Origin of the sequence: Hydrogenimonas cancrithermarum (assembly GCF_030296055.1) — a bacterium.
GTDB classification, from domain to species: domain Bacteria; phylum Campylobacterota; class Campylobacteria; order Campylobacterales; family Hydrogenimonadaceae; genus Hydrogenimonas; species Hydrogenimonas cancrithermarum.
This window is the reverse complement of the sequence record NZ_AP027370.1, coordinates 2,114,504-2,128,104: the sequence shown is the minus strand read 5'-3', so window position 1 is coordinate 2,128,104 and position 13,601 is coordinate 2,114,504. Positions and strand designations below refer to the sequence as shown.

Below are 13,601 nucleotides of genomic sequence, written 5' to 3'. Positions count from 1 at the left end.
CTTTGAAAGGAAACAACCACAATGAAAAAGACACTTCTCTCCTTGGCCGCTATCACAGCAGTAACGGGATCACTCTCCGCCGCATCGATCACACTCTATCAGGACACTGAAACGGGTGCCATCTATACCAAACCGGGTGCCGGCCGCGTCGAAATGGGCGACTTCGTCAGCGCCAAGGAACTCCATACCGAGCGCCAGCGGGATCTTTCCAAAATCAACAAAAAACTGGGCGTCAAAGTCAAATCCGGCGTACCCACACTCAAGTTCAGCGGCACCCATTATCTGGGCTACACCTATACGGACGATAAAACTTCCACCAATGCCGATAAGAGCAAGTTCGAAACCCGCCGGAACTATTTCCAGGTCAAAGCCTACTGGAACAAGACCGATTATATGCGCACCACGCTCGATACGTTTCAGGATGTTGACGGCAGCTGGGTTGTGCGTCTCAAATACGCCTACATCTACCTTAATCTGGAGGAGTACATTCCTTACACCGGCGTCGAGTTCGGTCAGGTCCACCGCCCCTGGATCGACTGGGAAGAGCACCACGGCTGGTTCTACCGCTCCATCGCCAAAACCTTTATCGAAGAGGGCGAAGGCGCACACCTGACCGACTCGGCGGATCAGGGTATCAACTTCAAAACCAAGATGGACTACTTCAGCTCCGAAATCGGTGTCTTCAACGGTGCCGGATACCACCACGGACACGAAGGAAACCGTATGTCCTACGAGTGGCGTCTGACTGCCAACGTGCTGGGTACGGGCAAAAAGCATGTCCATCCCACCGAAAACGAATATTTCGATCTCTCTTTCACCGGTCAAATCAACAACCAGAAAAACTACAACTGGTACGGACTTCATGCAGTCTACAACCAGCCATCGTTTCTGATCGCCGGTATGTATGTCAATTATGAAGATTACGTAACGGAGAAAAGTCACAATGGCTGGACGATCAACGGCGAATTCCGCCCCACTCACAAGTGGGCTCTTTTCGCACGCTATGACAACTTCGAATACAACAGCAACGATTTGACGCGGAATGAAATCATCGCCGGTGCGGCCTATACATATAACAAAAACGTCAAATTCATCGCGAATATCTTCAATATCGACGACACAAACGCCGCCGAAGGTGGCAATGACGTCGATCAGACCAAATATATGTTCACGACCGAAGTCCACTGGTAGAAGCCGAGCCTCCGGACACCGGTTTTACCGGTTCTACCGAGCCTTTCGCGTTGCACGACGGCACCTCCCGAAAGGCTCGCGAAGCTCGCAAACTCCACTCTCTCTTACTTCTCCGCCCCTCTTTGGCTGGGAATTTGCCGACACTCCTCTTATGTAACGGTCTTGTAACCAATACCTCTTATAATCACCAAACTTTTCTCAAGGGCTACACATCTGTCCCTTTCAACTATAACAAAAAGGATCGACATGATGAAAAAAGCGATACTCTCTCTCGCAGCCATCGCCGCTCTTGGCTCAGGTGCAAACGCAGCCAAGGCGATTACACTCTATCAGGACACCGAAACCGGTGTCATCTACAGCAAACCGGGTGCAAACCGCGTCGAGCTCGGTGATTTCGTCAGTGCAAAAGAGCAAATCATCGAGAAACGGAGCACTCTCTCGAAATCGACGAAAAAAGAGCTGAAGATAAAAAAAGTTCTTCCAAAAGTTGTCGACAGAAAATCGCCGGATTTCCTTCTTGGCAAACAGACAGGTCCGAACATGAAAATTCGTGCATTCGACAATCCCGATATGTGGGTCAAACTCGGTGTACGACTGCAAGGCACTTTCGAAAATCGTCAAACCGACTATAACGACGTAACCGAAGCGGATACGGATCTATGGGATGCCTATCTTCGACGGGTACGATTCGAGATTGGGGTTGGATTTTCCAAAAATGTCTCGTTCACGATGGATGTCCGTAACGACAAAGCCAACTATGCCGACAAGGGCGAGCAAGAGTTCAATGTGGGTGACGCCTACTTGAAAATCAAAAAACCATTCGATACATCATTGGTCAACTTCAAACTTTATCGTGGCAAAATCGATGTTTCCAGAACCGAAACCGTCAAATCCGCTTACGTTTTGCATTATGACCGACCACACGTTGCCGACGAAGCTGCGCAATACATTACCCATAACCGACGGGGTACGAATGCGCAAATGTATGGTGACTGGAATAAAAAAGTACACTATCAACTCGCATTCGGTGATGGCGTCTACTCCGGAAAATTGAAAGATGCATCGGGCAACAGCTTTAGCGGGGACCTGTCGCAGAAAAGTTTCTTTTATGGCGGTAAAATCGTCCTCTCTCCTTTCGACGGATGGGAAGAGAAAAAACGTACCGAAACATACTTTGCGGAGGGCAAACATTTCGAAATCGGTGCCGCCTACTGGAAAAGCCCGAACATCTCCTATGATGACGGTACAGTCGCCCAAACCATCGACCATGAACTCTTCAACCTCGAAATGTCCGCTCACTACCTGGGTGCATTCGTGCAGGCAGAATATTTCAAATTCGACGGTGTCGTCAAAGAATGGGGACAAAGCGATATAGGTGAATCGAATGGCTGGTATGTCAAAGGCGAATATCTCTTTAAAGACCTCTACTATATCGCGCCGTTCGCACGCTATGAAAGTTGGGACAAGTGGGAAGACGCCAGCGGTTACGACCTGACATCGAAAATCATAGGGGTCAACTGGTATCTTCGCGGCAACAGCACCAAAGTCGGACTTTCCTATCAAAAAGACGAATACGATGTCAACATTGGCGACAAAACGGAAGAGCGTCTGAAATTGACGACACAATGGTTTTTCTAATTCTATATAAAAACTGCACATTGTCAAACCGGGATTTTCCTCCCGGCTCTGCCGGCTTGACCGAGCCCTCTTCCCCCGGAGGGCTCAAAAAGCTTGCAAATTTCATATCTACTCCCTGACGAAGGCGGCTTTTCAGCCGCCGCATTTGCGCATCGTTGCAATGTAACAATTTTGTAACCGAACGCATCTATAATCGCTCATATTATTCACCCCAAAGGAAAGAGTGTGAACCGGACCCTCGACACCGTCTTCCACAACACGACCCGCTTCTTCGCAATCTCGGTACTGATCGTCCTCGCGGCACTTTTCTTCGTCCTCTTCAACGAAGCCAAACCCGCCATCGACGCATTCGGACTGCAATTCATCACCAACAGCAAGTGGGCGCCGAACATGGATATCTTCGGTGGCTATCCGGCGATCTACGGCTCGATCGTATCGACGATTATCGCAATGCTCATCGCCACGCCTGTCGCCATCGGCATCGCGATTTTTCTGAGCGAGCTCGCACCGCCGTGGATCGCCGCCGTTGTCGGAATGGCGATCGAACTGCTCGCCGCCATCCCCTCCATCATCTACGGCATGTGGGGACTTTTCTACCTCGCTCCCATTCTGCGTGACATCTGGGGCGGCAACGGTCTGGGACTGGCGACGGCCGGATTCGTGCTTTCGATCATGATCCTTCCCTTCATGGCCGCCATTACACGCGACGCGATGAAGACGACGCCCCCGATTCTCAAAGAATCGGCCTACGGCATGGGTGCGACACGCTGGGAGGTGCTCAAAGATGTCGTCATCCCCTACGTCAAGAGCGGCATCATCGGTTCCATCATCCTCGCCCTCGGCCGCGCCATCGGCGAAACGATGGCCGTCACCTTCGTCATGGGGAACGCCCACAAAATTCCCGACTCCATCTTCAAACCGGCCACGAGTATCCCAGTCACGCTGGCCAACGAGTTCACCGAGGCCGACACCGACCTCTACTACTCGAGCCTCTTCTACCTGGCGCTCATCTTGCTGGTCATCAGCTTCACCGTCATCGCCGTGGCGAAATTCTGGTTTCTGAGAAACCTTCAGGAGCAGCGCGTATGACACGACAGGAACGACGCATTCTCGTCAACAAAATCATCATGCTCCTCTCAACGGCTGCCGCACTCGCCGGTATGCTCTTTTTGTTCTGGATCATCGGCGTACTGCTCTACAAAGGGTTCACGGCGCTGAATCTCGATATCTTCACTTACGACATGGCACCTCCGGGCCGTGAACCGAGCGGTCTTAGAAACGCCCTCGTCGGACAGCTGATGCTCGTCCTCGGCGCTTCATTCATCGGCGTACCTGTCGGCGTGCTCGCCGGCACGTATCTCAGCGAATACGGCGGCAAGAAGAGCAGGCTCGCGCGACTCATCCGCGACATCTCCGACATCATGATGAGTACGCCGAGCATCGTTATCGGCGCTTTCGTCTACGCCATTCTGGTCGAGCCCATCGGCCATTTCAGCGGATGGGCCGGCATCGCGGCACTGACAGTGATGATGGTGCCCATCGTTCTGCGAACGACCGACGATATGCTGCAGCTTGTCCCCGGCAGTCTACGTGAAGCGGCCATTGCACTGGGTGCACCGAAATACAAAGTGATCATCCAGGTGGTGTATCGAGGGGCCAAGACGGGTATGCTTACGGGGATTCTGCTTTCCGTCGCCCGTATCGCCGGCGAAACGGCGCCACTGCTGTTTACGAGCTTTTCGAACAACTTCTATTCGACCGACCTCACCCAGCCGATCGCTTCGTTGACGGTGACAATGTTCAACTACGCCACCAGTCCCTACGACGACTGGATCGACCAGGGGTGGGCTGCCGCCCTCATCCTCGCCCTTTTCGTCCTGGGCGCCAACATTATCGGACGTCTCATTACCAGAACCAAAAAAGGAAACCGCTGATGCCGAACCTTCAGGAGATACGCTTGACGAGCAAAGCCCGTCAAGCTACGTTGACACTGTGTTCGCTTCGGCAGCGAGCCCACGCGCAGATGAACCGCGCTATTTTTAGAAAAACCCAAAAAGGAAACCGCTGATGCCAACCATTTGTGAAGTCATGCACGAGCACATTATCGAAGTGAAAGATTTCAGCTTCTACTATGCCGGTGTCGACACACCCAACCTCAAGAAGATCAACATGCCGATCGGCAAAGGGGCTGTCACCGCGCTCATCGGCCCGAGCGGTTGCGGAAAAACGACCCTGCTGCGCTGTTTCAACCGGATGCACGACCTCTACCCCGGCAACCGGTACGAGGGGGAAATCCTTTTTGAAGGTCGCAACATCCTGAGCAAAAAAGAGGATCTCATCAAGCTACGCACACAGATCGGGATGATTTTTCAAAAACCGACACCGTTCCCGATGAGCATCTACGACAATGTCGCCTACGGACTGCGCCTGCAGGGCATCAAGTCAAAAAGCGAACTCGACGGCCGTGTCGAGCAGGCACTCAAGGACGCCGCACTCTGGAAAGAGGTGGGCGGCCGTCTCAAGAGTTCGGGTACCGCACTCTCGGGTGGCCAGCAGCAGCGTCTATGTATCGCGCGTGCCGTCGCCGTCGAACCGGAAGTACTCCTCTTCGACGAGCCCACCTCGGCGCTCGACCCCATCTCGACCCAGGCGATCGAAGAGCTGATCATCAAACTCAAAGAGAAGGTAACCATCATCATCGTCACCCACAACATGCAGCAGGCAGCCCGTGTCAGCGACTACACCGCCTTCATGTATCTGGGCGATCTCATCGAACTGGGCGTCACCGAAGAGCTATTCATCACCCCGAAAGAGGAGATGACCGAGCAGTACATCACCGGAAAATTCGGATAAGTAATATGTTTCGTATATACCCGCCATCTTCGATATCGTCAGCTAAACGTCAAACCGGCCTTATACTCTGCACTCATTTGTGTCAATACGACAACGAAGGTGTACCATGCAAGAAGATACGCATCGATTGGCAGACTCGATTTAAGACCCCCTCGATGAAACGAGCCTTTCGGAACTACACGGCTTTTTCAATCGCTTTTTTCGCGATCTTCTTTACAGATTTGACTTTCGAAGGCTTCTTCTTCAAAACACGTTTGAGCACTTTTTTCGTGATCTTGCCGGCAGCTTTTTTCTTGATGATTTTTTTCGCCACCGCTTTTTTTGCCGCTTTCGCGACGATTTTTTTAACCGCTTTTTTCTTGAGTGTTTTTGCCATAGGTGGTTCCTTGGTTGGATATTATTTACTACAAATTTCAGTAATAAACTATAAAGATTATATACGTTTGCAACAATAATGTCAAAAACCTGTTTGGAAGCAGGAGCTTTCCATCATTGTTGAAATATTTAATGAACACTTTGTTACCATTCTGTGATATTTCTTGAAAAGGCAATCGAAATGGAGATCAACACATTCGAAAAAATGCAGAAAAAGGCGGCGAAGAAATCCCAGACCGATTTTCTTCGCCTGGGGCTCTCCCTCGTCTTCATGGCGATCGTTCTGCTTGCGACATGGGATAAAATTCCAGGCAACCCATTCCTCGCCGTCGCAGCGGTCTTCGGTGCCTATATGGCGATGAACATCGGGGCCAACGACGTCGCGAACAACGTCGGACCGGCGGTCGGATCCAAAGCGCTGACAATGGTAGGGGCCATTCTTATCGCAGCCGTTTTCGAGTCGGCCGGTGCGCTCATAGCCGGTGCTGATGTAACCGGTACCATAAAAAAAGGGATCATCGACCCGGCAGCGTTCACCCATCCGGAGTATTTCGTCTGGGCCATGACGGCCGCACTGCTCGCAGCGGCACTGTGGCTCAACCTCGCAACCTATCTTAAAGCACCCGTCTCCACGACCCACTCCATCGTCGGAGGCGTTATGGGAGGCGGAATCGCTGCAGCGGGAACCTTCAGTATCGTAGCATGGGGGACCATGGGGAAAATCGCTGCAAGCTGGGTCATCTCTCCTATACTCGGCGGTGTCATCGCGGCAGGCTTTCTCTACGCGATCAAAAAGACGATCATCTACAAAGATGATACCAAAGAGGCGGCGATGAAAATGGTGCCACTCTATGTGGCGGTCATGGGCTGGGCGTTCATCACCTATGTCATCCTCAAAGGAATCAAACATATCATCAAGCTCGGTTTTCCGACAGCGGCAGGTATCGGCCTTGTCGGAGCGGTGGTTATTTTCGTTCTGGTCAAATCGGCCATTGTGCGACACGCCCATAAACTGAATAACGAACGAAGCAGCGTCAACCGCCTCTTTACCATTCCGCTCATCTTCGCGGCAGCCCTTCTAAGCTTCGCACACGGAGCGAACGATGTGGCCAACGCCGTCGGCCCGCTCGCAGGAATCTATGACGCGTTGACGCACGCCACGATTTCGACCAAAGCGGCGATTCCTCTCTGGGTCATGGTCATAGGTGCCATCGGTATCTCGCTCGGTCTTGCACTCTACGGTCCGAAACTGATCAAAACGGTCGGAAGCGAAATTACCGAGCTCGACCAGATCCGTGCCTTTTCGATTGCACTGGCAGCGGCGATCACCGTCATCATCGCATCACAGCTCGGCCTGCCGGTCAGCTCGACACACATCGCGCTCGGGGGTGTCTTCGGTGTCGGTTTTCTGCGTGAATGGCTCGACAGGACTCAGCGGCTCGAGTATCGTATCAAAGAGGAAAAAGAGAAGCTGGAGGAGCTGAAAAGAAGACTCGACGCGTTTAAAACCGAGCTAACTACATTGGAAGCGAAAACCGTCAAAACCCAGCAGGACTATGAACGCATCGTTCATCTTTTCGAGTTGATAGGGATGCATGAAAAAGAGATCAAAAAAGAGAACAAAGCGCTCAAAACCGTCTACAAGACAAAATACGTTCAGCGAAACGCCCTTAAGAAAATCGTTGCGGCCTGGGTCGTAACCGTCCCCGCAGCTGCCGTACTCTCTGCCATCATCTTCTTCGTCATCAAAGGAATAATGGTCTGATCAGATGCCGCGCATCAACGCGTCGGCATCTTGAACTTCTGGGTTATCAGCTCCCCTTCCTCGTTGAAATAGAGATAGTAGAGCAAATCTTTTTTCACTGTTTGTCCCGCAAGATAGCGCAATGCGAGATTCGCCTGAAGCGAAGCGATATGCATGACGATCGGCGCGGCGATCCCGGCCGGCTGGCGCTCCATGATCTTGAAAGCATCGAAACTGCTTCGGTCGATAAAACAGACCTGCCCATTGAACGCTTCGACGGAACCGTAGATCCATGGAGAGCCGATCTGTTTGGCGTAGGCATCGATTTGGGCACGGCTTGGAAGGTTGTCTGTCGCATCGAGCAGCAGATCGTAAGAGCCTCTCTCTTTGGCAAACTCGTCAAACCGCATGACAAAAGGCGTTGCTTCGACGAAAGGACAACGCCTCATAACCAGTTCCGCTGCCACTTCGGCTTTGTATTTCCCCTCGTCACCTACACTGAAAGCGATCTGCCTGTGAATATTATGTACTGAAACCTCATCGAAATCGACAAGGTCGATGTGGCCGATTCCACTCGCCCCCAGTGCAATGGCCAAAGAACTTCCCAACCCCCCTGAACCGATAATGGCGATCTTTTTATTTTGTAGATTCGCCTGGGTCTCTTCGCCCCAAAGCATCACCTGCCGATTGAAGTAGTGATAATACGCTTCCATACAGAGAGTCTCCAACTTTTTAGGGAGATTATATCATATAATAAATTCTAATTTTGACGCTTTTTGAGCTGTTTTTCGAATCCCCATAGCCTCTTGGCTTCACGAACCTCTTTCCGATCGACCGTAGCGACCATCAGCGACTCCTTGTCTTCGAGCACGCTTTCAACCTCTCCGACCGGGGTTATCAACATCGAATCGCCGTAGAACTTCCATTTGACCTCATTGTCGAGATATTCCCCGACGCGGTTGGCTCGCAAAATGTAGATGTTGTGCAAAAAGGCACGAGTTTTTAGAATCTCCCGCCAGCGATTGTGTGATTCGAAAGTCGCAGCGGTCGGAAGAAGAAGCACATCGACATCCCGTGCATTGAGACGGTCGAAAAACCAGTTGAAATGGATTTCAAACCCTCCGATGACACCGAATCTCACACCTTCATGGGCAAATACCATCGGATCTTCAAGCGGCTTGATTTCATTGGCGAAAAATTTCGCCTCGTCCCAGTGGCCATAGTCGATGAGTATCTGCTGATAATAGGTATGGGTCGTCTTGGGCGTCACTTTGACGATCGTTTTGTAGCACACTTTGTTCTTGACCTGAATCAGCGGTGCCACAACGACCATTTCATATTTTTTGCTCAACGCTTTGATCATCGCCAGATGGTGGTCGCTTTGATCCTTGATCATGTTCACCGGCATCTTTTCGAGCTCTTTGAAAAAGTGGTTGAGAACATATTCGCCAAGCAGTATCAACTTCGTATCTTTGGCCTTTGCCGTCTTGAAGTAGTGGTCGAGCGCATTGGGACTCATCCCCTGTGTCGGCATCTGAAGGGCAGCAAGATTGATCATAACAACTCCTCCGGATCGATCTGCTCTTTTTCGATCGTCTCGATTTCGATCTTTGCATCTTCGAGAATCTTTCCGGCCTCTTTGAGCAGTTTCATCCCCTCTTTGTAAAGCTTTACGCTTTTCTCCAAAGGAATTTCCGGATCCATCAACTGTTCCATGATCTTTTTCGCCGCTTCGACCTTCTCTTCAAAATCCAAACCTTTTGCCAAACCAATCTCCTTTTTATCGTCGCAAATTTTTTTCAAAAGTCTTGCGACTTGCGACTGAATACTTGAGGAGCGAAGCTCCGTGCTATCTCAAAACGTCCGCAACATAATCGCTGAATTTGTCCAGCTCCACCAAAAAAGCGTCATGCCCGTAATCGCTATCAACCTCGTAGTAACTGACATGGCCACTCTGCCCCTGTGCATCCATAACGATCTTGACCTCCTTCATCTCCTCGGGCATAAAGAGCAGATCACGTCTGAAAGAGATGAGATGCAGGTCCGTCTTGATGCGTTTCAACGCTTCATCGAGCGTATCGTACCCGCGTGATATATCAAAAATGTTGATCGCCTTGGTAATATAGAGATAGCTGAGCGGATCGAACCATTTACTGAAACCGTAGCCGTTATACTCGAGATAGCGCTCCACCTGAAACTTTCCAAACAGCTCGAAGAGTCCGTCGGTCTCGACATAGGTACGTCCAAATTTCCGGTCCATCGACTCCGGAGAGAGATAGCTGATATGCCCCGCCATCCGTCCGACTGCCAACCCCGTAAATCCCTCTTCTTTAAAATCTTCCGGATCGTAATTTCCCTTTTTGAACTTCGGGTCTTTGATGATCGCTTCCTGCACCACTTTGTTGAAGGCGATCGCCCAGGGCCTGGTGGCATGGGTCGCCGCCATCGCGATCGTGTGTTTGGCGAAATTTGGAAACTCCACCGCGAACCGAAGCGCCTGCATCCCGCCCATCGAACCACCGACGATCGCATGGAGCCTGTCGATACCGAGCCGGCTGAGAAGGATGCGCTGCGCTTTGACCATGTCCTTGACGGTAATCACCGGAAACTTGAGACGATAGCGCTCTTCACTCGGATACATCTGCGACATCGGGCCCGTCGAACCGTAACAACTGCCGATAACATTGACGCATATCACAAAGTAACGTGTCGTATCGATAGCCTTGCCATCTCCTATGAGGCCATCCCACCAGCCCGGCTTCCTGTCACCTTCGTAACGGCCCGCCGCGTGGTGGCTTCCGCTGAGCGCATGGGTGACAAGGATCGCGTTGTTTTTCTCGTCGTTCAATTCGCCGTATGTTTCGTACACCAGTTCATACGGCTCGAGAATACGGCCGCTTTCCAGATAGAGCGGGTTGGTAAACGTCTCTTTTTTTGTCGTAATCTTCAAAGGGCCGTTATCCTTCCAACGCCTGCTTGAGATCTTCGATCAAATCGTCCGCATCTTCAAGGCCGATACTTAGACGGATCAGTCCCGGCTTGACGCCACACGCCGCCATCTCTTCTTCGTTGAGTTGCTGATGCGTCGTACTCGCAGGATGGGTGATGATGCTCTTGCTGTCCCCGATATTGACGACCAGTGAAAAGATCTGTGTACGGTCGACGATCCGCTTCGCCGTTTCGAAATCCTCGACTTCGAAGCTGAGCAACCCGCTGCACATGCCGTCTTTGAAATATTTCATCGCCATGGTGTGATTCGGATCACTCTTAAGTCCAGGATAGTTGACTTTCAACACCTTGGGATGCCGCACGAGAAATTCCGCGACTCGCTGTGCGTTTTTCGAGTGGACCGGCATTCTGATCGGTAGGGTTTCGAGCCCCTGGATGAAGAGCCAGCTGTTGAACGGCGCGACAACGGCACCCAGATCACGCAAAAGAGCAAGACGCGCACGCAACGTATATACCGGCAACGGAACGTCGACATAGACAAGTCCGTGGTAGCTTGGATCGGGTTCGTTGAATTGCGGATAGCGTGGATTCTCTTTGATCTTTTCGACCAGATCTTTACGTTCGACCATGATCCCACCGATAGCGAGTCCCTGCCCCGTCGTGTATTTACTGGCACTATGTACGACGATGTCGACGCCGTGTTTGAGTGGCTGGCAGAGAATCGGCGTCGCAACGGTGTTGTCGACGACCGTAAGAATGTGGTATTTGTCCGCGATGGCGACGATGGCCTCGATATCGGCCACGTCGATACTCGGGTTGGTCAACGTTTCGAAAAAGATCACTTTTGTCTTATCGTCGATCAATGGTTCGATCTGCTCGGGTGCGTGGACATCGAAAAAACGCGCCTCGATGCCGAAGCGCTTCAGTGTATGCGCCGCCTGTGTCAGGGTTCCACCATACAGCTGTGTCGCACAAACAATATTGTCGCCCGCTTCGGCTGCATTGGCGATGGCATAGAAGATCGCCGCCATCCCGCTGGCCGTCGCAAGCGCAGCTTCACCCTCCTCCATTTCGGCAAAGCGTTTTTCGAAGACATCGGTTGTCGGATTGTTCAGACGCGTATAGATATTGCCGAGTTCCTTGAGCGCAAAAAGATTCGCCGCATGCTCGACATCGCGAAACTCATAGGCCGTCGTTTGATAGATCGGAACGACCATCGTTCCCTGTTTGTCTTTTTCGTAGCCGGCGTGAAGGGCTTTGGTCTGTTGGGTCATGGAATTCCTTTTTGGTCGCAAGTCATAAGCACGGCGCTGACGCGCCCCAAACCGCAAGGCTTTATAAAAAACCACTTGCGAATTGCGACTGAATAGTTGAGGAGCGAAGCTCCGTGCTTAAATATGGTAATTCGGTGCTTCTTTGGTGATCATAACGTCATGTACATGACTCTCTTTGAGGCCCGCGCTCGTGATCTCGACGAATTCCGCACGCTCCCAGAAGGTGGGGATGTCTTTGCTGCCACAGTAACCCATCGAGGAGCGCAGACCGCCGGTGAGCTGATGGATCACATCGGCGATACGTCCGCGGTAGGGTACGCGCCCTTCGATACCTTCCGGAACAAGTTTGTCGGCTGCAGTACCTTCCTGGAAATAACGGTCGGTGCTCCCTTTGGTCATCGCACCGATGCTTCCCATGCCACGGTAGCTTTTGTACTGGCGTCCCTGGTACATGATGGTCTCGCCCGGGCTCTCTTCGGTTCCTGCAAGAATGGAACCCGCCATAATACAGCTCGCTCCCACAGCCAACGCTTTGGCGACATCGCCGGAGTACTTGATACCGCCGTCGGCGATGACCGGCACACCATACTTGTGTCCCACTTGTGCACACTCATCAATGGCGCTGATCTGCGGGACCCCAACACCGGCAACGATGCGCGTCGTACAGATCGATCCCGGCCCGATGCCAACTTTGATGGCGTCGGCACCCGCTCTAATCAGATCTTCAGCAGCTTCGCTGGTCGCGATGTTTCCAGCTATCACATCGACTTCAAGCTCGGATTTGAGCGTTTCGAGTGTGTCGATGATGCCCTGGGAGTGGCCGTGCGCCGAGTCGAGCACCAGCACGTCAACCCCCGCTTCCGCCAGTGCACGCGCTCGATCGATCTGTCCCACGCCAATCGCAGCGCCCACGCGCAGACGGCCAAAGTCGTCTTTGCAGGCATTTGGATACTCTTTGCGTTTTTTGATATCTTTGATCGTAACCAAACCGGTCAGGACACCGTTTTCGTCGATCAATGGCAGTTTCTCGATCTTGTTTTTGTGCATAATATCCGCCGCTTCATCGAGCGAGATCCCTTTCTTCGCCGTAATGAGTGGCATTTTGGTCATGATATCTTCAACTTTTTTGTTCATGTCGGTCTCGAAGCGCATATCGCGGTTGGTGAGGATACCCAGCAGTCTCATATGCTCGTCCACGACCGGTACACCGGAGATGCGGTACTCACGCATAATCGCTTCTGCCTCGCCGAGTGTCTGCCCAGGATGCATGAAAACGGGATCGATGATAATACCGGACTCGCTCTTCTTGACCTTTTTGATCTGCTTGACCTGTGTCGCGGTATCCATGTTTTTATGAATGATCCCGATCCCTCCGAGGCGTGCCATCGCGATCGCCGCACGGTACTCGGTCACCGTATCCATCGCCGCGGAGACAATCGGAATATTGAGGCGGATATTTTTTGTCAGTTGTGTCGAGAGGTCGACCTCTTTTGGAAGTACTGTCGAGTGCTTGGGAACCAAAAGGACATCTTCGAATGTCAGGGCGCGTTTTCTAATTCTCATGTATGATCTCCTTC

The 13,601-nt window shown here is 51.8% G+C and carries 13 protein-coding genes; 6 read left to right on the top strand and 7 right to left on the bottom strand.

Going from position 1 to position 13,601, the window contains the following annotated elements; genetic code table 11:
• Positions 1-21: 21 nt before the first annotated feature.
• From QUD54_RS10835 to pstB, 5 genes are all read left to right on the top strand, one after another.
• Entirely contained in the window at positions 22-1,191 is a 1,170-nt protein-coding gene (locus tag QUD54_RS10835) for a hypothetical protein (protein ID WP_286336748.1), read from the top strand.
• 246 nt (positions 1,192-1,437) lie between these two features.
• Complete coding sequence (locus QUD54_RS10830; RefSeq protein WP_286336747.1) at positions 1,438-2,829, top strand: porin family protein; 1,392 nt, start codon at positions 1,438-1,440, stop codon at positions 2,827-2,829.
• Between the two features lie 225 nt (positions 2,830-3,054).
• Positions 3,055-3,918 (top strand): phosphate ABC transporter permease subunit PstC, encoded by an 864-nt coding sequence (gene pstC, locus QUD54_RS10825; protein ID WP_286336746.1) that lies wholly within the window; start codon positions 3,055-3,057, stop codon positions 3,916-3,918.
• On the top strand, positions 3,915-4,763 hold the full coding sequence (gene pstA / locus QUD54_RS10820; protein WP_286336745.1) for a phosphate ABC transporter permease PstA: 849 nt from the start codon (positions 3,915-3,917) through the stop codon (positions 4,761-4,763). Before pstC ends, pstA begins: the two co-directional genes overlap by 4 nt.
• Before the next feature lie 133 nt (positions 4,764-4,896).
• The gene (pstB, locus tag QUD54_RS10815; RefSeq protein WP_286336744.1) at positions 4,897-5,682 is read left to right on the top strand and encodes a phosphate ABC transporter ATP-binding protein PstB; all 786 of its coding nucleotides are present in this window, start codon (positions 4,897-4,899) and stop codon (positions 5,680-5,682) included.
• A gap of 175 nt (positions 5,683-5,857) precedes the next feature.
• Here pstB and QUD54_RS10810 read toward each other — a convergent pair whose 3' ends face one another.
• Entirely contained in the window at positions 5,858-6,058 is a 201-nt protein-coding gene (locus tag QUD54_RS10810; RefSeq protein ID WP_286336743.1) for a hypothetical protein, read from the bottom strand.
• Positions 6,059-6,238: 180 nt separating this feature from the next.
• Between QUD54_RS10810 and QUD54_RS10805 the strand changes: the two genes are divergently transcribed.
• Positions 6,239-7,822, top strand: a complete 1,584-nt coding sequence (locus QUD54_RS10805) for an inorganic phosphate transporter (RefSeq protein ID WP_286336742.1) — start codon at positions 6,239-6,241, stop codon at positions 7,820-7,822.
• A 14-nt stretch (positions 7,823-7,836) separates the two neighbouring features.
• Here the strand turns inward: QUD54_RS10805 and QUD54_RS10800 are convergent, their stop codons facing one another.
• The 6 genes from QUD54_RS10800 to guaB all read right to left on the bottom strand — a co-directional run bounded on the left by QUD54_RS10800 (position 7,837) and on the right by guaB (position 13,587).
• Positions 7,837-8,514, bottom strand: coding sequence for a HesA/MoeB/ThiF family protein (locus tag QUD54_RS10800; RefSeq protein WP_286336741.1), 678 nt, complete (start codon positions 8,512-8,514; stop codon positions 7,837-7,839).
• Between the two features lie 47 nt (positions 8,515-8,561).
• Positions 8,562-9,359: a carbon-nitrogen hydrolase family protein gene (locus QUD54_RS10795; RefSeq protein ID WP_286336740.1), complete on the bottom strand. Its 798-nt coding sequence runs from the start codon at positions 9,357-9,359 to the stop codon at positions 8,562-8,564.
• Positions 9,356-9,568 (bottom strand): exodeoxyribonuclease VII small subunit, encoded by a 213-nt coding sequence (gene xseB, locus QUD54_RS10790; protein ID WP_286336739.1) that lies wholly within the window; start codon positions 9,566-9,568, stop codon positions 9,356-9,358. The genes QUD54_RS10795 and xseB overlap by 4 nt, the downstream gene beginning before the upstream one ends.
• A gap of 82 nt (positions 9,569-9,650) precedes the next feature.
• Complete coding sequence (gene metX / locus QUD54_RS10785) at positions 9,651-10,751, bottom strand: homoserine O-acetyltransferase MetX (RefSeq protein WP_286336738.1); 1,101 nt, start codon at positions 10,749-10,751, stop codon at positions 9,651-9,653.
• A gap of 7 nt (positions 10,752-10,758) precedes the next feature.
• Positions 10,759-12,024, bottom strand: coding sequence for an O-acetylhomoserine aminocarboxypropyltransferase/cysteine synthase family protein (locus QUD54_RS10780; protein ID WP_286336737.1), 1,266 nt, complete (start codon positions 12,022-12,024; stop codon positions 10,759-10,761).
• Between the two features lie 117 nt (positions 12,025-12,141).
• Entirely contained in the window at positions 12,142-13,587 is a 1,446-nt protein-coding gene (guaB, locus tag QUD54_RS10775) for an IMP dehydrogenase (RefSeq protein ID WP_286336736.1), read from the bottom strand.
• Positions 13,588-13,601: the final 14 nt, after the last annotated feature.

Excerpts from the sequence above, each read along its gene's own strand:
- pstB (WP_286336744.1), top strand. The coding sequence starts at position 4,897 with ATGCCAACCATTTGTGAAGTCATGCACGAGCACATTATCGAAGTGAAA.
- QUD54_RS10830 (WP_286336747.1), top strand. The coding sequence starts at position 1,438 with ATGATGAAAAAAGCGATACTCTCTCTCGCAGCCATCGCCGCTCTTGGC.
- guaB (WP_286336736.1), bottom strand. The coding sequence starts at position 13,587 with ATGAGAATTAGAAAACGCGCCCTGACATTCGAAGATGTCCTTTTGGTT.
- QUD54_RS10810 (WP_286336743.1), bottom strand. The coding sequence starts at position 6,058 with ATGGCAAAAACACTCAAGAAAAAAGCGGTTAAAAAAATCGTCGCGAAA.
- pstA (WP_286336745.1), top strand. The coding sequence starts at position 3,915 with ATGACACGACAGGAACGACGCATTCTCGTCAACAAAATCATCATGCTC.
- QUD54_RS10805 (WP_286336742.1), top strand. The coding sequence starts at position 6,239 with ATGGAGATCAACACATTCGAAAAAATGCAGAAAAAGGCGGCGAAGAAA.
- QUD54_RS10780 (WP_286336737.1), bottom strand. The coding sequence starts at position 12,024 with ATGACCCAACAGACCAAAGCCCTTCACGCCGGCTACGAAAAAGACAAA.
- QUD54_RS10835 (WP_286336748.1), top strand. The coding sequence starts at position 22 with ATGAAAAAGACACTTCTCTCCTTGGCCGCTATCACAGCAGTAACGGGA.
- QUD54_RS10795 (WP_286336740.1), bottom strand. The coding sequence starts at position 9,359 with ATGATCAATCTTGCTGCCCTTCAGATGCCGACACAGGGGATGAGTCCC.
- QUD54_RS10800 (WP_286336741.1), bottom strand. The coding sequence starts at position 8,514 with ATGGAAGCGTATTATCACTACTTCAATCGGCAGGTGATGCTTTGGGGC.